This window comes from Dryocola clanedunensis subsp. sulfonylureivorans (assembly GCF_016756775.1).
In the GTDB taxonomy this organism is placed as follows: domain Bacteria; phylum Pseudomonadota; class Gammaproteobacteria; order Enterobacterales; family Enterobacteriaceae; genus Dryocola; species Dryocola clanedunensis.
On sequence record NZ_JAERMU010000004.1, the window covers coordinates 231,805 to 250,080 of the forward strand.

The window sequence follows — 18,276 nt, forward strand, 5'->3', positions numbered from 1 at the left end:
TGAAAGGGATCAGCAAGCGTAGCGGTAACATTTGACAATTTTATGACGGCAAACCTTTTTTACCTATATTTAAGTTTTATCTTGTTCTGTCATAAATCTTTCATCTCCAGGCGATAAAACTCTCTGCGTTTTTTAACGGAATTTATTTCGATTAAATTTTAGCGCGTCCAACACATCTGGAATTGAAAATGAAAAAGACCACACTGGCATTGATGGTAATAAGCGTTGTTGCTGTCTCCTCTTCTCAGGCCGCAGAGATTTTTAATAAAGACGGAAATAAACTCGATCTCTATGGAAAGGTTAAAGGGCTGCATTATTTCAGTGATAATAATAGTGTTGATGGTGACCAGTCCTATGTTCGCCTGGGCTTTAAAGGTGAAACACAGATTAACGATCTGCTGACCGGTTTTGGCCAGTGGGAATACCAGATGGCGGGCAATAAAAGCGAGAGCGATACTAATACCGCGAAAACGCGTTTAGCCTTTGCAGGTTTAAAAGCCGGTGACTACGGTTCATTCGATTATGGCCGTAACTATGGCGTGCTTTATAACATCGCCTCGTGGACGGATATGATGCCGGAGTTTGGTGACGACTCTTACACCAAAACCGATAACTTTATGACCGGCCGTGCTAACGGGCTGGCAACTTACCGTAATACCGACTTCTTCGGATTGATCGATGGCCTCAAGTTTGCCTTACAGTACCAGGGTAAAAACGAGAACGACGGCCGCGCGGCAAGCAAAGCCAACGGCGACGGTTTCGGGACTTCCCTGACTTATGAGCTGGGCGACAGCGGCATGAGCGTAGGCGGCGCGTACAGTAACTCCAACCGCACGCTGGCGCAGAAAACCAATATTTACGGTCAGGGTGATAAAGCCGAAGCCTGGACCACCGGCCTGAAATATGATGCCAACAATGTTTACCTGGCCGCTATGTATGCCGAAACACGCAATATGACGCCAGTGTCCGGCACGGCTAATATCGGCGGAGTGGACACCTCAGTCAGCGGCTTTGCGAATAAAAACCAGGCGTTTGAAGTGATTGCTCAGTACCAGTTTGATTTCGGCCTGCGTCCGTCACTGGGTTATGTTCAGGCGAAAGGCAAAGATATTGAAGGCGTAGGTGATGCAGACCTGGTGAAATATATCGATGTTGCCGCCACTTATTATTTCAATAAAAACATGTCGACGTATGTGGATTATAAAATCAACCAACTGGGTGATAATAACGCACTCAACCTGAATACGGATGACGTGGTAGCTTTAGGTCTGGTTTATCAGTTCTGACTTTATCATGCTTAACGGCGGAGAACGCTTCAGTTATCTGTCGTAAAAATACAAATAAAAAAGCCCTTTATTAAAAAGGGCTTTTTATTTTTAAAAACCTCACGCTGAAAGCTTAACGGGCTTTTCAGCAAAATCTTTGGCAGGCACCAGATCCAGATTTAATGTTTTTAACAAATCACGTAAACGTTCGTGGAAACCACGCAGCGTCACTTCGAGCCTGTCTTCCACTTCTTTGTCTTTCGAGGCGGTCGGCGTCCATTTTCCGTCCTGATCGAACAAACCAAAGTGCCAGGTATAGGTAAACTGCTTTTCCTGTGCTTCCAGCTCCATCCACCATCCCCAGAACTCGCGTTTCTCCGGCGCAGGTTTCACGTTGACGCATACTGCCAGGCAGTCGAAGAAGAAACGGTTGCCCTCACACTGCTCTTCCCGGATGTACGGGCCAAGGGCGGCAAACTTTTTGATCAATCTTCCTTTCGGGTGTCCACTCGGTAACGTCATTGCGATCTCCTGTTGTGAAGCCACTGTTTTACCAAACCGTTAAGATTTAGCAAATTTTTAACGTAATCTCTGTTTGATCCATACCGTGATTTCTTTTAAGGCATTGTCAAAATTCTTATACACGGGGTTGAAGGGGATCGACAACAATTTGCCATCTACAGATGACGAAGTGATTAAACGGGACTCCTCCTCCGAGCTGAACGGATCGTTGGCCCAGTAGCCAGACAGCATTGGCGTTGGGCAACGTCGGCCCAGCAACCCTTGTGTCTTGAGAGAGTAACGGTTCAGCTCAACGCTCAATGCGCTGTCCGACGCATCGTACATGCCTAAGCGGCTGGCAAGAACGTCAATGTACATTTCCGGCACCTGCGCCTGGCGTACAGGGTCGCTTAGCAGACTGTGCACCACCGGGCCAAGACAGGCGACGGCTTTCAGGCGCGGCGCTTCAAGGTAAGCAAGACGTACGGCGACGTTTGCCCCGAAGCGGAAGCCAAATGCGGCGACGCGGGTGTGGTCCACCCACGGTATATTGGGCAGCGCCTTTAGCACATGCTGATGTAGCTGGCTGGAATCCTGGGTCAGCTTCCATTTTGAGGAGTAGCCGACCGACGGCATATCAATCGTCAGCATCGCGATGCCCTGCGGGGCTAAGTACTTTTCAAACAGGGAGTAGTAGTCGCTTTGCAGCGCGTCCAGCCCACCGCACATCAATACCGTTGGCTGCGGCCCGGTGGCCCCTTTCGGCATATGCAGGAAGCCGGTGATTGCCCCCCCGCCGCTGATGGAGAACTCCAGCTCGCGCAGATCGCCGGACAGGCGCGGCGCGGCTTCTTCAAACGCACGGTTAGCAAGCACTTGCGCCTGCTCTGCCAGTGGATCGCCTTTCAGATGCGGATAGGCCGCAATGCTGTAGAGGTTGGCAGCCTGGAGCCAGTGCTTACCTACTTTCGCGGGATCGGTTTCCTGATTGGCTTTTTGCTGCCACATCATCGCCTGCTTCGACCATTCGTAAATCCAGTTGCCGCCACGGTAGCCCACAACGGTATCGAACAGATCGTCGTTAGTGCGCTCTTCTTTGCAGCAGGCGATGCGGGCCTGAACGTCAAGAATTTCACGCGGATCTACGCCACGCCAGATCCACATCAGGCGATTAACCATACGGTACCAGTGCGGAACGGTTTTGCCGTCCAGGGCGGACTGAATATTGGGGGCAGAATGATGTCGGGCGCGACGGATTAGCGTCGAGGTTTCGGGGTGTTTAAAACGGGGTTTGAACAGCTCTTCGCTCAGATTGACCTGTGACATCGCTTGTCTGCCTCCATGAAAACGTCAGGAATGCAGCATTGTACTCTGTCGGCGGCTAAAAAACAGAAACGCCCGGCTTAGCCGGGCGTAAATCTATGCAAAGGATGAATGTATTAACGACCGGCTAATGGCGGCACAAATACAACACCCATATCCCACGGCTGCTCGATCCAGGTGTCCTGCGGGATATCAATCACGTAGTCGTCAACCAGCGGTTGGCCTGCTGGCTTGGCGAAGATAGTGACGAAATGCGCTTTCGGGTACATTTCGCGAATCGCAACGGCGGTGCCGCCAGTATCAACCAGATCGTCAATCACGATAAAACCTTCGCCGTCGCCTTCAGCACGCTTCAGGACGGTCAGCTCGCGCTGGTTGTCGTGGTCGTAGCTGGAGATACAGACGGTATCAACATGACGAATACCCAGTTCACGTGCCAGCAGAGCGCCTGGAACCAGACCGCCACGGCTAACGGCAATGATGCCTTTCCACTGTTCTGCAGGCAGCAGGCGGCTGGCCAGCTTGCGCGCGTGAATCTGCAACATGTCCCAGGTGACGACGTATTTTTCGCTCATGTGATGTATCCCGGCCTATTGTTAACGGCTTAAAAATGTTCAAAGGGGTTTTGGTTGCGCGAGATTATAGAGATCTGACGCACTAAAAACCAGCGTTGCGGGCCGACAGCAGCGGTTTTTAAGTGGATTGGGTCGTCACAACCTGAGAGTTAGTGGTATTCTCAGACCATCGCGCAAGCCCCGCTTGCAGTGTAAATGAGCCTGGTCCGGACTGTGACCAGCGTGCCAAAAATTAAATTCCTGGGAGACTTAACGTGTCTGAATTGTCTCAATTATCTCCGCAGCCGCTGTGGGATATTTTTGCCAAAATCTGTTCCATTCCGCACCCCTCTTATCATGAAGAGCAACTGGCGGAACACATTCTGTCCTGGGCAAAAGAAAAGGGCCTGCACGTTGAACGCGACCAGGTGGGTAACATCCTGATTCGCAAACCTGCCACCGCCGGTATGGAAAACCGTAAACCGGTTGTTCTGCAGGCGCACCTCGATATGGTGCCGCAGAAAAACAACGATACCGTGCACGACTTTACTAAAGATCCTATCCAGCCGTACGTTGATGGCGAGTGGGTGAAAGCTCGCGGCACCACGCTGGGTGCGGATAACGGTATCGGCATGGCGTCCGCGCTGGCTGTACTGGCAGACGACACCGTGGCCCACGGCCCGCTGGAAGTGCTGCTGACCATGACCGAAGAAGCCGGAATGGACGGGGCTTTTGGCCTTCAGACTGGCTGGTTGCAGGCCGATATCCTGATTAACACCGACTCCGAAGAAGAGGGTGAAATCTACATGGGCTGCGCGGGCGGGATTGATTTTATCTCCACCCTGCCAGTGCAGCGTGAAGCCGTACCGGCTGGTTTCGACACCTTCAAGCTGACGATTAAAGGCCTGAAGGGCGGTCACTCCGGCGCAGAAATCCACCTGGGTTTAGGCAACGCCAACAAGCTGCTGGCCCGCTTCCTGTCTGCCCACGCGGCGGAGCTGGACGCACGTCTGATCGACTTCAGCGGCGGCACCCTGCGTAATGCCATCCCACGCGAAGGCTCAGCCGTGCTGGCCGTGCCTGCGGCTAAAGCGGCGCAGCTGAAAGATCTAGCCGGCCAGTATCTGGCAATCCTGCAAAACGAGCTGGGCGCGGTGGAGAAAAACACCACCGTTCTGGTCGAAGCAACCAGCACGGATAAAGCTGCCCTGACGGCAAACAGCCGCGACACCTTTATCAAGCTGCTGAACGCCACGCCAAACGGCGTGATCCGCAACTCCGATGCGGTGAAAGGCGTGGTTGAAACTTCCCTGAACGTGGGCGTGGTTACCCTGAGCGAAGAGAGCGCGGAAATCATCTGTCTGATCCGTTCCCTCATCGATACCGGTAAAGACTACGTGGTGAGCATGCTGGAATCCGTAGGCCAGCTGGCTGGCGCGCAGACCGTTGCCAAAGGCAGCTACCCGGGCTGGCAGCCGGATGCGGCTTCCCCGGTGATGGCGCTGGTTCGTGAAACCTACCAGAAGCTGTTCAACAAGACGCCGAACATCATGGTTATCCATGCGGGTCTGGAATGTGGTCTGTTCAAGAAGCCTTATCCGGAGATGGATATGGTGTCTATTGGGCCAACCATTACCGGGCCGCACTCTCCGGATGAGCAGGTGCATATCGCAAGCGTGGGCCAGTACTGGATCCTGCTGACCGAACTGCTGAAAGCGATTCCTGCGAAGTAAGCTTATCCCCTCACCCCGGCCCTCTCCCCTAAGGGGCGAGGGAGCAATGAAAGTCCCCTCTCCCTTTTAGGGAGAGGGTTAGGGTGAGGGTCATTTCACAGCCCCAGCAATAGCTGCCGCTCCAGCTGCGGATCCAGCAGCGTCACGTGTAACCCCACCAGCCTCACGCCTCTCCCTCCCCGGCGCTCATCCCATGTTTTTCCTGCGGTGGCTATCAGGTCTTCTTTGTTCAGCTGCGGCCAGACGTGTTCCTGAGTGGTTTGCTGGAAATCGTTAAATTTGAGTTTGATGCCCTGACGGGCAATCAGTAAGTCCGGCCTCTCTTTTGTCAGCCTTCTTTCCAGCTCCGGATACAGCTGTTCGATGATGGCCTCGCAGTCTTCCCACTCGTGAATATCCTCCGCCAGCGTTCGCTCCACGCCTATGGATTTGCGCTGCCTGTCGTTGCTGATTTGCCGCTCGTCGATGCCCTGGCTGCGCTCCCAGATCACTCGTCCAAATTTGCCGAAGCGCTTGAGCAGCGAGGCAAGATCGGTTTTCTGCACGTCGGCACAGGTACGCAGCCCCAGGCTTTCAAGCTTGCCCGCGGTGACTTTGCCTACGCCGGGTATTTTAGCGAGGGGTAAAGTCTCGAGGAACACAGGCACGTCTTCAGGCGTGATCACATACTGGCCGTTGGGCTTGTTGAGATCGGAGGCGATTTTGGCGAGGAATTTAACCGGCGCGATGCCCGCAGAAGCGGTGAGGTTCAGCTCGTCAGAGATAGCCTGGCGGATTTCACGGGCCATTAACGTGGCCGAGCCGTGACAGTGTGGGCTGTCAGACACGTCCAGATAAGCTTCATCGAGCGACAGCGGTTCAATCAGCGTGGTGTAGCGGGAGAAGATTTCCCGGATGTGGTTCGAGGCTTCTTTGTAAGCGTCAAAACGACCGGGTAAAAGCGTGAGATGCGGGCAGAGCTTCAGTGCCGTGGCCGTAGCCATTGCGCTGTGGACGCCGTATTTACGCGCCGGATAGTTGGCGGTGCTGATCACGCCGCGGCGCTGGGTGCTGCCGCCTATCGCCAGCGGAATATCACGCAGGGCTGGATTATCACGCATCTCAACGGCGGCAAAGAAGCAGTCCATATCGACATGAATGATTTTGCGCATACTCATCTGGCTCGGTTATTTAACTGGATAAGTATACAGTTAAAAGTGTGAGCATGGCAATTCGTTGGGGGATTGTCGGATGACGCTTCGCTTATCCGACCTACGATAATTCGGGGATCTCGGAGGCTCGTCGGATGACGCTGCGCTTATCCGACCTACGATAATTCGGGGATCTAGGGAGAATTGTCGGATGACGCTGCGCTTATCCTGCCTACGGAAAACAAGCGTAGGTTAGATAAGCGCAGCGCCATCTAACAAGACTAAAGAATTTGCCGGTCTTTGTATCTGGCCTGCCTTTCTGCCTGCGCCATGCGTTTTTTACGCGCGTCGCAGGGTTCCGGGCAGTTGCAGACCTTTTCCATCCCGAGCGCTGCGATACCGCCGCAGCTGCCCTGAATGGATTTCCGCTTCACGATAAAGCCCAGCGACATCCCAAACACAACCAGCAGGAATATCGCAAAGGTGGCAATAAAAACGGTCAGCATAGGCGCTCCTGTCAGCCGCCGAAGTCGTCGAGCATGATGTTCTCATCCTCTACGCCCAGGTCTTTAAGCATTTTAATGACCGCGGCGTTCATCATCGGCGGTCCGCACATGTAGAACTCACAGTCTTCCGGTGCCGGGTGGTTACGCAGATAGTTTTCCAGCAGCACGTTGTGGATAAAGCCAGTGTAGCCCGTCCAGTTGTCTTCCGGCTGCGGATCGGAAAGCGCCACGTTGAAGGTGAAGTTCGGGTTGTCACGCGCCAGCTGCTCAAACTCATCTTCATAGAACATTTCGCGCAGCGAGCGCGCACCGTACCAGAAGCTGATTTTGCGCTTGCTGTTCAGACGCTTAAGCTGGTCGAAGATATGGGAGCGCATCGGTGCCATACCCGCACCACCGCCGATAAACACCATTTCCGCGTCGGTATCTTTGGCAAAGAATTCACCAAACGGCCCGGAAATCGTCACTTTATCGCCCGCTTTCAGCGACCAGATATACGAGGACATGATCCCCGGCGGTGCATCCGGCACGTTCGGCGGCGGCGTGGCGATACGGACGTTGAGCATGATAATGCCCTCTTCTTCCGGATAGTTCGCCATGGAGTAAGCACGCACGCACGGTTCTTTGACCACCGACTTAAAGCGGAACAGATTAAATTTGTTCCAGTCACCGCGGTACTCTTCCGGCACGTCGAAGTCGGCGTAGTTAACTTCGTGCGGCGGCGATTCAATTTGAATGTAGCCCCCCGCACGGAACGGCACCACGTCGCCGTCAGGAATGCGCAGCTTCAGCTCTTTAATGAACGTCGCTTTGTTATCGTTGGAGATAACTTCGCATTCCCACTTCTTCACGCCGAAGATCTCCTCCGGCAGCTCAATTTTCATATCCTGCTTCACGGCGACCTGACAGGCCAGACGGCAGCCCTCTTTGGCTTCGCGCTTGCTGATATGGGACAGTTCGGTGGGCAGAATATCGCCGCCGCCCTCTTTGATTTTCACCCGGCACTGACCACAGGAGCCGCCGCCGCCGCAGGCCGAGGAGATAAAGATCCCCTGGCTTGAAAGCGTGTTGAGCAGCTTGTCGCCCGCCGGAGCGTGGAACTGTTTGTCCGCATCGTTGTTGACTTCAATTAGCACGTCGCCGGAGTTCACCAGTTTTGATTTGGCAAACAAAATCAGCAGCGCCAGCGCCAGCACGATCAGCGTGAACATCACCACGCCAAGAATAATTTCCATAACTTTCCGCCCTTATAGCTGCACGCCGGAGAATGACATGAAGCCCAGCGCCATCAATCCGGTGGTGATAAAGGTGATCCCTAAGCCGCGCAGGCCTGCGGGCACGTTGGCGTACTTCATCTTCTCGCGGATTCCGGCCATAGCGACAATCGCCAGCATCCAGCCGATGCCGGAGCCAAAGCCGTAAACGATGGATTCGCTGAAGTTGTAGTCACGCTGCACCATGAACGACACGCCGCCGAAGATGGCGCAGTTCACGGTGATAAGCGGCAGAAAGATGCCCAGGGCGTTGTAAAGCGCCGGGAAGAAACGATCGAGGATCATCTCAAGGATCTGCACCAGCGCCGCAATCACGCCGATAAAGGTGATGAAGTTCAGGAAGCTGAGATCCACCCCTTCCACCAGCGCTCCGTCGCGCAGCACCAGGTTATACACCAGGTTGTTGGCCGGTACGGAGATACCCAGCACCACCGTAACGGCAATGCCCAGGCCAAACGCGGTGGAGACTTTCTTCGATACGGCAAGGAAAGTACACATGCCGAGGAAGAAGGCGAGCGCCATGTTTTCAATAAACACCGCCCGCACGAACAGACTGATCATATGTTCCATGGTCTGTTAATCCTTTTCCTGTTGGGCCGGCTTCCAGGTGCGAAGCGCCCAAATCAACAAGCCAATAATAAAGAACGCGCTTGGCGCCAGCAGGAAGATGCCGTTTGGCTGATACCAGCCGCCGTTCTGCACGGTTTGCAGGACGGTGACGCCAAACAGTTTGCCGCTGCCAATCAGCTCACGCAGGAAGCCCACCAGCAGCAGGATCACGCCGTAGCCCAGACCGTTGCCGATGCCGTCCATAAAGCTCGCCAGCGGCGGAGACTTCATGGCGTAAGCTTCTGCGCGGCCCATTACGATACAGTTGGTGATGATTAAGCCAACGAAAACCGACAGCTGCTTGGAGATCTCATAAGCGTAAGCACGCAGGATCTGATCGACCACGATCACCAGCGAGGCAATGATCGCCATCTGCACAATGATGCGCACGCTGTTCGGGATGAAGTTGCGGATCATCGAGATAAACATGCTGGAGAACGCCGTCACCAGCGTCACCGCAATCGTCATCACAAAGGCTGTTTCCAGCTTGGTGGTGACCGCCAGCGCCGAACAAACCCCAAGGATTTGCAGCGCGATTGGGTTGTTGTCCACCAGCGGGCTGACCAGTACCCGCTTAACTTCTTTCATGCCTGCGATATCAGCCATTGTTAAGCGCTCCTTCACGAACCTGTTTCAGGAACGGGCCGAAACCGAGCTCGCCCATCCAGAAATCGAAAGTGTGTTGTACACCGTTTGACGTCAGCGTTGCGCCGGACAGACCGTCTACGCCGTATTCATCCCCCTGGCGCGCGCCGCCTTTCACGACACGCAGCGCCGGCTTACCGTTTTCATCCAGCAGCTTTTTGCCGATGAACTGGGCACGCCAGTTTGGGTTCTCAACTTCCCCCCCCAGACCTGGGGTTTCACCCTGATCGTAGTAGGTGATGCCTTTAATGGTGCGGCCGTCGGTATTCAGCGCAACAAAGGCGTTCATCATCGACCACAGGCCTTTACCGTAGACCGGCAGCACGACTTCCTGCACCTTATTTTGCTCGTCGCGTACCAGATAAATTTCCACGACGTTGCTGCGGCGTTTGATACCTGCGCGGTCTTCGCTTTCGGTAAGTTCGACGCTTTGTTGCGGGTCGCGCAGGGCAGCAGCCAGATCGAATTTGGCCGGGTCTTTGTCCAGCATTTCACCGGATTTCAGATCCAACAGGCGCGGGGTAATGCGGGATTCGAAGGTGGTTTTCACCTCTTCACCGGTCATTTTCGGTACCGCAAGCCCTGCCACATCGAGGATGTTACGCTGCTTGTCCAGGGCCTTTTGTTCCTGCTGGCGCGACTTCAGGCCAACGGCTGAACCCGCCACCACGATGGAACACACCAGGCAAAGCACCAGCACCACCAACAGCGTTCTGCCGATGCTATCGTTACTTTTTACGTCAGCCACGCGATTTCCTCCGCTTGATATTGGCCTGCACCACCACATAGTCGAACAGCGGTGCAAAGAGGTTGGCGAACAGAATCGCCAGCATCATCCCTTCCGGATAGGCTGGGTTAACCACGCGAATCAGCACGCACATCACGCCGATAAGCGTCCCGTACCACCACTTCCCTTTATTGGTAAAGGAGGCGGAAACCGGGTCGGTGGCCATAAACATCATGCCGAATGCAAAGCCCCCCAGCACCAGATGCCAGTACCACGGCATGGCGAACAGCGGGTTGGTGTCGGAACCGATGAAGTTAAACAGCGTTGCGGTGGCAATCATGCCGATCATGACGCCAGCTACGATGCGCCAGGAGGCGACTCGGCCAAACAGAATAATGGCACCGCCGATCAGGATCATCAGCGTGGAGACTTCACCGATAGAGCCAGGAATATTGCCCAGGAAGGCGTCCATCCAGGTCACCGGCTGCCCGGTCACCACGTTGACCAGCGCTTCGCCGCCGCCGTGAGACCACTGTGAAAGCGGCGTCGCACCGGAGAAACCGTCTGCCGCCGTCCACACCAGGTCGCCAGAAATCTGCGCCGGATAGGCAAAGAAGAGGAAAGCACGGCCAGCAAGCGCCGGGTTCAGGAAGTTACGCCCCGTGCCGCCGAAGATCTCTTTGGCAATGACCACACCGAAGCTGATACCCAGTGCGGCCTGCCAGAGCGGCAGCGTTGGCGGCACCACCAGCGCAAACAGGATGGAGGTAACAAAGAAGCCTTCGTTAATTTCATGTTTGCGAACGATGGAGAACAGCACTTCCCAGAAACCACCGACCAGGAAGACGGTGATATAAATCGGCAGGAAGAAAACCGCGCCGAGCGTCATCATGCTCAGCCAGCCGGCATCCGGGGTAAAGCTGACCCCCAGCATCTGCGCCAGGGCATAGTGCCAGTCCGCCGAGATAACCTGCTGAAGCTGTTCCGGCCCGTAGAGCTTGTTCAGCGCCGGGATAGTCTGCATCCCCACGTTGTACATGCCCCAGAACATGGCCGGGAAGACCGCGAACCATACCAGGATCATCATACGTTTCAGATCGATGGCGTCGCGCACGTGGGACGCACCCGGCGTCACCAGACCCGGCGTGTAGAACACCGTGGCCGTTGCTTCATACAGCGGGTAGTACTTTTCTAATTTGCCGCCCTTCGTGAAGTGCGGCTCGATTTTTTCAAAGAGTTGCTTCAGGCCCATGAGTTATCCTTCCTGCTCAATGCGGGTTAAGACCTCGCGTAGCACCGGGCCATACTCGTACTTCCCGGGGCAAACATAGGTACAAAGCGCCAGATCTTCTTCATCCAGTTCCAGGCAGCCCAGCGCCTGCGCGCTGTCTGTGTCACCCGCCAGCAAATCACGCAGCAGCATGGTTGGCAGGATATCCAGCGGCATCACGCGTTCATAGTTGCCGATGGGCACCATTGAGCGCTCGCCGCCGTTGGTATCGGTCGAGAAGTTGAACAGTTTGCGTTTCAGGAAGTGGCCAAGCGTAGTACGCGTGATGGAGAATTTATCGGCACCCGGTTTTACCCAGCCGAAAAGCTCTTTCTCGCGCCCTTCTACCAGCACGGTAATCTGCAAATGGAAACGACCGAGCCAGGCATGTGGGCCGCTGGCGTTAACGCCGCTCAGCACCGAACCGGACACAACACGGTTTTCCCCTTCCTGCAGTTCATTGCAGGTCAGCTCAACGGTAGAGGCACCCAGACAGGTACGGATCAGACGCGGGGTCTTCACCTGCGGACCCGCCAGCGAAATGATGCGCTCGTTCCACAACTCGCCTTCAATGAACAGCTTGCCGATGGCAATGACGTCCTGGTAGTTCAGGTGCCACACCTGCTTATGCAGGCTAACCGGCTCGATGAAATGAATGTGAGTACCCGCCAACCCCGCGGGATGCGGCCCGGCAAACTCATTAAAGGTCACCTGCCCAACGGGATGACCACCCAGCTTGCCGCCACCGGCCTGGCACACATGGACTTTACCGTCCGTCAGGCGCGACAGCAGCGTCAGGCCCGCATCGAACATTTGACGATGGGCAAGGATGATGGGCTGTGGGTCTGCCGCCAGCGGATTGGTGTCCATGGCCGTGACAAAAATAGCCGCGGGAACAGTGCCAGGCAGCGGCGTTTTGCTAAATGGACGAGTACGCATCGCCGTCCATAAGCCAGAGGAGAGCAGCTGGGCCTGAACTTCCTCCCGAGGGAGGGTTGCCAGTGATTCTGGTGCATGACGTTCAAAAGCAACAGCTTCCTCACCCTGCACATTAATCACGACGGCCTGCAGCACACGACGTTCGCCGCGATGAATCGCGCTGACGATGCCGCTGGCAGGGGCGGTGAACATCACACCCGGATTGCGTTTATCTTCAAAAAGGGGCTGTCCCTTCAGAACGCTGTCACCTTCTTTAACCAGCATAGAAGGACGCATACCTGCGTACTCTTCGCCGAGTAAGGCAACCTGTGTAATCGTTGGTCCATCATAGATTTGCTGCTCGGGCAGGCCGGCGATGGGCAAATCAAGACCTTTTCTGATTTTTATCATAAGGTTATCACGTGTAAAATAGGCTATTAAAAACCGACAAAAACGCTAGCCGACAACGAATGGGCTGAGTCTTTTCTCAACCACGACAACACGCCAGACAGGTAAGAAAGCGGGGAATTGCATCCATTCGAAACGCTTGACAGGAACTAAGCCAACCCGGCTACGCTCAGGGTATAAGACTTATGGAAAGCGTCCTTTCTTATCCGCAGGTCATCATTCGCGGGGATTTTAGCATTATTGGCGGCAAGAAGGGGGATAAATGGGCAAAGTTAAGGCCCGCAATGCGAGCTATTACGCAAAAACAACAACTCTTTTACTTTATCGGCAAATTTATTACGTTCAGTTGTCTGGAAACTCGCGACTGGCTCTTGCGAATTTTATTGATGGTGCTAATGTGAGCGCACCGAATACGGATTAGTCTGATTCAGGGTCTTTTGTGCCGTCCTGGCATTTGGTTACAGGTTTATCAAGGAATCATGCAGTATGCCCAAGATCGCACTCGTTATTGCGATGCTTTTGATGCCATTCATGTCGTTTGCCAGTTTTCTTAATGGCAATACCACCACGACGCCCGGCAGCAAAGAATTCAAGCAACAGTTGATGGGTTCGCCCGTTTATATTCAGATCTTTAAAGAAGAGCGCACGCTTGAGCTCTACGTAAAGATGGGCGAACAGTATCAGCTGCTCAACAGTTACCGCATCTGTAACTATTCTGGAGGTCTGGGGCCGAAACAGCGCCAGGGCGACTTTAAGAGTCCGGAAGGGTTCTACAGCGTGGATCGCAGCCAGCTCAAGCCAGACAGCCGCTTTTATAAAGCCATTAATATTGGTTTCCCGAACGCCTACGACCGTTCGCACGGTTATCAGGGCCAGTATCTGATGATTCACGGTGCCTGCGTGTCCGTTGGCTGCTACGCCATGACCGACAGCAATATCGATGAGATTTTCCAGTTTGTCACCGGTGCGCTGGTGTTTGGCCAGCCGAGGGTGCAGGTCAGTATCTATCCGTTCCGCATGACGGACGCGAATATGGAACGCTATAAGCACTCTTACTACATCAACTTCTGGAAACAGCTGAAGCCTGGCTATGACTACTTTACCGCCAATCATCAGCCGCCTGGCGTGTCAGTGATCAGCGGTAACTATGTCATCAGCAAACCGGTCACGCCAACGGCGCAACCGCAGCTCGCCTCAAACTATTCGCTCACCGAGACAAAATAGTACCGATTCCCCTGGCGCAATCTTGTGCCAGGTTTCGTTACCCGTCAGCGGCTGAGTCGCAATGACAGAGACCACATCATTTGGCGTGGTCTCTTCCTGAAAGTCGATCTCCACATCCTGATCCAACAGTTTTGCCACGCCAAACGGTGCCCGACGGGTTATCCAGTGAAGGTTTGTGGAGCAGAACGCCATCACATAGCGACCATCAGAAAGCAGCATGTTAAACACGCCTTTTTCGCGCAGCTCCGCCGCCAGCTCGGTGATGTAGCGGAATACCGCCTGCATGTTGCCCGGCGTGCGGGGATAACGCTGCGTCAGCTTATGCAGTAGCCAGCAAAACGCCTGTTCGCTGTCCGTTTCGCCAATCGGACGAAACGGCCCGGTGTCCAGCGTGCGGTGTCCCTTGAGCTGCCCGTTATGGGCATAGGTCCAGTTACGGCCCCACAGCTCACGGGTAAAGGGATGGGTATTTTCCAGCGCGACTTTGCCACGGTTAGCCTGACGAATATGCGCGACGACAGAGCAGGACTTAATTGGGTATTCCTGCACTAGCCTGGCTACCGGTGAGTTAAAGCTCGGCTGGGGATCTTTGAACGTGCGGCAGCCTTTACCTTCATAGAAGGTAATTCCCCACCCATCTTTATGGGGACCCGTTCCGCCACCACGCTGCACCAGACCGGTAAAGCTAAAGCAGATATCCGTTGGTACATTGGCGCTCATCCCGAGCAGTTCGCACATTTTTACCTCCCCCAAATTACCGGCGGATGACGCTTCGCTTATCCGCCCTACGGCCACGATAGCGAAGCGTCAAAGCCTTAAGCCTTAACCATCTCTTTTTCGATAAGCTGGATCAGGATGTGGATCACTTTGATGTGAATTTCCTGAATGCGATCCGCATAGCCGAAGTGCGGCACACGAATTTCGATATCCGCCGTACCCGCCATTTTGCCGCCGTCTTTGCCGGTCAGCGTGATGACCTTCATGCCCTTCTCACGCGCCGCTTCAATCGCTTTGATGACGTTTGCGGAGTTGCCGGAGGTAGAGATACCCAGCAGCACGTCGCCCTCACGGCCAACCGCTTCCAGATAGCGGGAGAAGATGTAGTCGTAACCGAAGTCGTTGCTCACGCAGGAGATGTGGCTGACGTCAGAAATCGCAATCGCCGGGTAGCCCGGACGGTTTTCGCGATAGCGGCCCGTCAGCTCTTCTGCAAAGTGCATCGCGTCGCAGTGGGAGCCACCGTTGCCGCAGGAGAGCACTTTACCGCCGGCCTTAAAGCTGTCCGCCAGCAACACGGCTGCACGCTGAATAGCATGAATATTGGCGTCATCTTTCAGGAAGTTAGCCAGCGTCTCGGCGGCTTCATTCAATTCGTTACGAATAAGATCCTGGTACATGAGGATATCCTTCAGTATTTATTGATTGAGTAAACCCATGCAGTTTACCGGATAGCGCGAGAAGCGCCATATCCTCCTGCTTTTGGATGTCAGCGCGGCAACAATGTGAGCCAGGTTGTAATTATTTTGTAAACACATTGATAAAAAAATGCACATACACTAAAACCAATACATCACAAGTGGTCAGACCTCCTACAAGCAAGGGAGCTTTCGTTATGTTGATTTTGAGTGTTGTTGCAACCGTTGTTCTCCTCGGTGTGCTGTTTTATCACCAGGTCAATCTGCTGCTGAGCAGCGCCCTCCTCCTCGCGTGGACGGCGGCCCTTGGTTTTGCCGGTATCTGGTCCTTCTGGGTGCTGGTGCCGCTGGCCATTATTCTGTTACCGCTGGTCTTTACCCCGCTGCGTAAATCGCTGATTTCAGCACCGGTGTTCAAGGGCTTCCGTAAGGTGATGCCGCCGATGTCCCGCACTGAAAAAGAAGCGATCGACGCGGGCACCACCTGGTGGGAAGGCGATCTGTTCCGTGGCAAACCGGACTGGGAAAAGCTGCATAATTACCCGCAGCCTAAGCTGACAGCCGAAGAGCAGGCGTTTATTGACGGCCCGGTTGAAGAAGCCTGCCGCATGGCAAGCGACTTCCAGATTACCCATGAGCTGGCCGATCTGCCGCCGGAGCTGTGGGCGTACCTGAAAGAGCATCGCTTCTTTGCGATGATCATCAAGAAAGAGTACGGCGGGCTGGAGTTTTCGGCTTACGCTCAGGCTCGCGTGCTGCAAAAGCTTTCCGGCGTCTCGGGGATCCTCGCGATCACCGTCGGCGTGCCTAACTCTTTAGGCCCGGGCGAGCTGCTTCAGCACTACGGTACCGAAGAGCAAAAAGATCACTATCTGCCCCGTCTGGCACGCGGCCAGGAGATCCCTTGCTTCGCGCTGACCAGCCCGGAAGCAGGTTCCGATGCGGGTGCCATCCCTGATATCGGCGTCGTCTGCATGGGCGAATGGCAGGGCCAGCAGGTGCTGGGCATGCGCCTGACGTGGAACAAGCGCTATATTACGCTGGCACCTATCGCTACCGTTCTGGGGCTGGCCTTTAAGCTATCTGACCCGGACCATCTGCTGGGCGACGAAGAAGAACTGGGCATTACCTGCGCGCTGATCCCGACCCATACCCCCGGCGTTGAAATCGGCAAACGTCACTTCCCGCTCAACGTTCCGTTCCAGAACGGCCCGACGCGCGGCAACGATATCTTCGTGCCGATCGATTACATCATCGGCGGCCCGAAAATGGCCGGCCAGGGCTGGCGCATGCTGGTTGAGTGCCTGTCCGTGGGGCGCGGCATCACCCTGCCGTCGAATGCGACCGGTGGCCTGAAATCTGTTGCTATGGCGACCGGGGCGTATGCACACATTCGCCGCCAGTTCAGAATCTCTATCGGTAAGATGGAAGGGATTGAAGAGCCGCTGGCGCGTATTGCGGGTAACGCCTACGTAATGGATGCGGCTGCATCACTCATCACCTACGGCATCGTGCTGGGCGAAAAACCAGCGGTGCTGTCCGCCATTGTGAAGTATCACTGTACCCATCGCGGTCAGCGCTCCATTCTCGACGCGATGGATATCCTCGGCGGGAAAGGCATCATGCTGGGTGACTCCAACTTTGCGGCCCGAGCCTACCAGGGCGCACCTATCGCCATTACGGTAGAAGGCGCAAACATTCTCACCCGCAGCATGATCATCTTCGGCCAGGGGGCCATTCGCTGCCATCCTTACGTGCTCGAAGAGATGGCGGCGGCACAGACCAACGACGTTAACGCTTTCGACAAGCTGCTGTTCAAACACATCGGCCACGTGGGCAGCAACAAGATGCGCAGCCTGTGGCTGGGCCTGACCAACGGCTTAACCAGCGCCACGCCAACCCGTGACGCCACCAAACGTTATTATCAGCATCTGAACCGCCTGAGCGCCAACCTGGCGCTGCTGTCTGACGTTTCTATGGCGGTGCTGGGCGGCAGCCTGAAGCGTCGCGAACGCATCTCCGCCCGTCTGGGTGATGTGCTGAGCCAGCTTTATCTGGCCTCTGCGGTGCTGAAACGCTACGACGATGAAGGCCGTAACGAGGCGGATCTGCCGCTGGTTCACTGGGGCGTGCAGGATGCGCTGTTCCAGGCAGAGCAGGCGATTGACGATCTGCTGCGCAACTTCCCGAACGGCTTTATTGCCGGGGCAATGCGCCTGGTTATCTTCCCGCTCGGCCGCCGTTACGATGCGCCGTCCGACAGACTTGATCACCAGCTGGCGAAAATCATGCAGGTGCCTTCAGCAACGCGCTCTCGTATTGGCCGCGGCCAGTATCTGACGCCGAGCGAGCACAATCCGGCCGGTCTGCTGGAGCAGGCGCTGCTGGACGTGATGGCCGCCGAGCCAATCCATCTGCGCGTGTGTAAAGAGATTGGCCACAATCTGCCGTTCACCCGCCTGGACGAACAGGCGAAACAGTGGCTGGCAGAGGGGAAAATCAACGCGGAAGAAGCGGCTATTCTCACCACCGCCGAAACCAGCCGCCTGCGCAGTATTAACGTCGATGAGTTCGAACCAGAGGACCTGGCGACTAAGCCGGTAAAGCTGCCGGAGAAACACCGCAAGGTTGAAGCGGCTTAATTAACCTGAAGTTTAAAAACCCCGTTCGCGGGGTTTTTTATTGCTAAAAGATCGTCAAGGGTGGATGGCGCTGACGCTTATCTCTCTACAAAACCTGACTTCCATGCTTTGCCATTAACAAAAAGCCGCATT

General features: G+C 55.0%; 18 protein-coding genes. 5 read left to right on the forward strand and 13 right to left on the reverse strand.

The features are described from left to right. Nucleotides 1-188: 188 nt before the first annotated feature. Nucleotides 189-1,286, forward strand: coding sequence for a porin OmpC (ompC, locus tag HYQ67_RS05900; RefSeq protein ID WP_202302303.1), 1,098 nt, complete (start codon nt 189-191; stop codon nt 1,284-1,286). Nucleotides 1,287-1,385: 99 nt separating this feature from the next. On the opposite strand, the gene crl is transcribed toward ompC, so the two are convergent. The 3 genes from crl to gpt all read right to left on the reverse strand — a co-directional run bounded on the left by crl (nt 1,386) and on the right by gpt (nt 3,664). Next, nucleotides 1,386-1,787 carry a sigma factor-binding protein Crl gene (gene crl / locus HYQ67_RS05905; protein ID WP_202302305.1) on the reverse strand — a complete coding sequence of 134 codons (402 nt, stop codon included), beginning with the start codon at nt 1,785-1,787 and terminating at the stop codon, nt 1,386-1,388. 57 nt (nt 1,788-1,844) lie between these two features. After that, on the reverse strand, nt 1,845-3,092 hold the full coding sequence (gene frsA / locus HYQ67_RS05910; RefSeq protein WP_202302307.1) for an esterase FrsA: 1,248 nt from the start codon (nt 3,090-3,092) through the stop codon (nt 1,845-1,847). Nucleotides 3,093-3,205: 113 nt separating this feature from the next. Then, entirely contained in the window at nt 3,206-3,664 is a 459-nt protein-coding gene (gene gpt, locus HYQ67_RS05915; protein WP_202302308.1) for a xanthine phosphoribosyltransferase, read from the reverse strand. Between the two features lie 254 nt (nt 3,665-3,918). Between gpt and pepD the strand changes: the two genes are divergently transcribed. Beyond that, on the forward strand, nt 3,919-5,376 hold the full coding sequence (gene pepD / locus HYQ67_RS05920) for a beta-Ala-His dipeptidase (protein ID WP_202302310.1): 1,458 nt from the start codon (nt 3,919-3,921) through the stop codon (nt 5,374-5,376). Nucleotides 5,377-5,471: 95 nt separating this feature from the next. Here pepD and dinB read toward each other — a convergent pair whose 3' ends face one another. From dinB to HYQ67_RS05960, 8 genes are all read right to left on the reverse strand, one after another. After that, nucleotides 5,472-6,527 (reverse strand): DNA polymerase IV, encoded by a 1,056-nt coding sequence (gene dinB / locus HYQ67_RS05925; RefSeq protein ID WP_202302425.1) that lies wholly within the window; start codon nt 6,525-6,527, stop codon nt 5,472-5,474. Between the two features lie 260 nt (nt 6,528-6,787). Beyond that, the gene (gene nqrM, locus HYQ67_RS05930) at nt 6,788-7,012 is read right to left on the reverse strand and encodes a (Na+)-NQR maturation NqrM (RefSeq protein WP_202302312.1); all 225 of its coding nucleotides are present in this window, start codon (nt 7,010-7,012) and stop codon (nt 6,788-6,790) included. Nucleotides 7,013-7,023: 11 nt separating this feature from the next. Beyond that, the gene (gene nqrF, locus HYQ67_RS05935) at nt 7,024-8,247 is read right to left on the reverse strand and encodes an NADH:ubiquinone reductase (Na(+)-transporting) subunit F (protein ID WP_202302314.1); all 1,224 of its coding nucleotides are present in this window, start codon (nt 8,245-8,247) and stop codon (nt 7,024-7,026) included. A gap of 12 nt (nt 8,248-8,259) precedes the next feature. Then, the gene (nqrE, locus tag HYQ67_RS05940) at nt 8,260-8,856 is read right to left on the reverse strand and encodes an NADH:ubiquinone reductase (Na(+)-transporting) subunit E (protein ID WP_202302316.1); all 597 of its coding nucleotides are present in this window, start codon (nt 8,854-8,856) and stop codon (nt 8,260-8,262) included. A gap of 6 nt (nt 8,857-8,862) precedes the next feature. Then, nucleotides 8,863-9,501 carry an NADH:ubiquinone reductase (Na(+)-transporting) subunit D gene (locus HYQ67_RS05945; protein WP_202302318.1) on the reverse strand — a complete coding sequence of 213 codons (639 nt, stop codon included), beginning with the start codon at nt 9,499-9,501 and terminating at the stop codon, nt 8,863-8,865. Further along, nucleotides 9,494-10,288 carry a Na(+)-translocating NADH-quinone reductase subunit C gene (locus HYQ67_RS05950; RefSeq protein ID WP_202302320.1) on the reverse strand — a complete coding sequence of 265 codons (795 nt, stop codon included), beginning with the start codon at nt 10,286-10,288 and terminating at the stop codon, nt 9,494-9,496. Before HYQ67_RS05950 ends, HYQ67_RS05945 begins: the two co-directional genes overlap by 8 nt. After that, nucleotides 10,281-11,519: an NADH:ubiquinone reductase (Na(+)-transporting) subunit B gene (locus HYQ67_RS05955; RefSeq protein ID WP_202302322.1), complete on the reverse strand. Its 1,239-nt coding sequence runs from the start codon at nt 11,517-11,519 to the stop codon at nt 10,281-10,283. The genes HYQ67_RS05950 and HYQ67_RS05955 overlap by 8 nt, the downstream gene beginning before the upstream one ends. A gap of 3 nt (nt 11,520-11,522) precedes the next feature. Next, nucleotides 11,523-12,866 (reverse strand): Na(+)-translocating NADH-quinone reductase subunit A, encoded by a 1,344-nt coding sequence (locus HYQ67_RS05960; protein ID WP_202302324.1) that lies wholly within the window; start codon nt 12,864-12,866, stop codon nt 11,523-11,525. Nucleotides 12,867-13,048: 182 nt separating this feature from the next. Here HYQ67_RS05960 and HYQ67_RS05965 point away from each other — a divergent pair, with 182 nt between their 5' ends. Further along, the gene (locus HYQ67_RS05965; protein WP_202302326.1) at nt 13,049-13,264 is read left to right on the forward strand and encodes a hypothetical protein; all 216 of its coding nucleotides are present in this window, start codon (nt 13,049-13,051) and stop codon (nt 13,262-13,264) included. A gap of 85 nt (nt 13,265-13,349) precedes the next feature. Next, complete coding sequence (dpaA, locus tag HYQ67_RS05970; protein WP_202302328.1) at nt 13,350-14,087, forward strand: peptidoglycan meso-diaminopimelic acid protein amidase; 738 nt, start codon at nt 13,350-13,352, stop codon at nt 14,085-14,087. On the opposite strand, the gene HYQ67_RS05975 is transcribed toward dpaA, so the two are convergent. Together HYQ67_RS05975 and lpcA are read right to left on the reverse strand one after the other, a co-directional pair. Continuing rightward, complete coding sequence (locus tag HYQ67_RS05975) at nt 14,058-14,825, reverse strand: class II glutamine amidotransferase (RefSeq protein WP_202302330.1); 768 nt, start codon at nt 14,823-14,825, stop codon at nt 14,058-14,060. The two genes, dpaA and HYQ67_RS05975, sit on opposite strands and share 30 nt — an antisense overlap. A gap of 77 nt (nt 14,826-14,902) precedes the next feature. Further along, nucleotides 14,903-15,484 (reverse strand): D-sedoheptulose 7-phosphate isomerase, encoded by a 582-nt coding sequence (lpcA, locus tag HYQ67_RS05980; protein WP_202302332.1) that lies wholly within the window; start codon nt 15,482-15,484, stop codon nt 14,903-14,905. A 215-nt stretch (nt 15,485-15,699) separates the two neighbouring features. Between lpcA and fadE the strand changes: the two genes are divergently transcribed. Further along, nucleotides 15,700-18,144 carry an acyl-CoA dehydrogenase FadE gene (fadE, locus tag HYQ67_RS05985; RefSeq protein WP_202302334.1) on the forward strand — a complete coding sequence of 815 codons (2,445 nt, stop codon included), beginning with the start codon at nt 15,700-15,702 and terminating at the stop codon, nt 18,142-18,144. Nucleotides 18,145-18,276: the final 132 nt, after the last annotated feature.

Bases quoted from the DNA above. Each gene is read 5' to 3' on its own strand.
- ompC (WP_202302303.1), top strand. From the start codon at position 189: ATGAAAAAGACCACACTGGCATTGATGGTAATAAGCGTTGTTGCTGTC.
- crl (WP_202302305.1), bottom strand. From the start codon at position 1,787: ATGACGTTACCGAGTGGACACCCGAAAGGAAGATTGATCAAAAAGTTT.
- frsA (WP_202302307.1), bottom strand. From the start codon at position 3,092: ATGTCACAGGTCAATCTGAGCGAAGAGCTGTTCAAACCCCGTTTTAAA.
- gpt (WP_202302308.1), bottom strand. From the start codon at position 3,664: ATGAGCGAAAAATACGTCGTCACCTGGGACATGTTGCAGATTCACGCG.
- dinB (WP_202302425.1), bottom strand. From the start codon at position 6,527: ATGCGCAAAATCATTCATGTCGATATGGACTGCTTCTTTGCCGCCGTT.
- nqrM (WP_202302312.1), bottom strand. From the start codon at position 7,012: ATGCTGACCGTTTTTATTGCCACCTTTGCGATATTCCTGCTGGTTGTG.
- nqrF (WP_202302314.1), bottom strand. From the start codon at position 8,247: ATGGAAATTATTCTTGGCGTGGTGATGTTCACGCTGATCGTGCTGGCG.
- nqrE (WP_202302316.1), bottom strand. From the start codon at position 8,856: ATGGAACATATGATCAGTCTGTTCGTGCGGGCGGTGTTTATTGAAAAC.
- HYQ67_RS05945 (WP_202302318.1), bottom strand. From the start codon at position 9,501: ATGGCTGATATCGCAGGCATGAAAGAAGTTAAGCGGGTACTGGTCAGC.
- HYQ67_RS05955 (WP_202302322.1), bottom strand. From the start codon at position 11,519: ATGGGCCTGAAGCAACTCTTTGAAAAAATCGAGCCGCACTTCACGAAG.
- HYQ67_RS05960 (WP_202302324.1), bottom strand. From the start codon at position 12,866: ATGATAAAAATCAGAAAAGGTCTTGATTTGCCCATCGCCGGCCTGCCC.
- HYQ67_RS05965 (WP_202302326.1), top strand. From the start codon at position 13,049: ATGGAAAGCGTCCTTTCTTATCCGCAGGTCATCATTCGCGGGGATTTT.
- dpaA (WP_202302328.1), top strand. From the start codon at position 13,350: ATGCCCAAGATCGCACTCGTTATTGCGATGCTTTTGATGCCATTCATG.
- HYQ67_RS05975 (WP_202302330.1), bottom strand. From the start codon at position 14,825: ATGTGCGAACTGCTCGGGATGAGCGCCAATGTACCAACGGATATCTGC.
- lpcA (WP_202302332.1), bottom strand. From the start codon at position 15,484: ATGTACCAGGATCTTATTCGTAACGAATTGAATGAAGCCGCCGAGACG.
- fadE (WP_202302334.1), top strand. From the start codon at position 15,700: ATGTTGATTTTGAGTGTTGTTGCAACCGTTGTTCTCCTCGGTGTGCTG.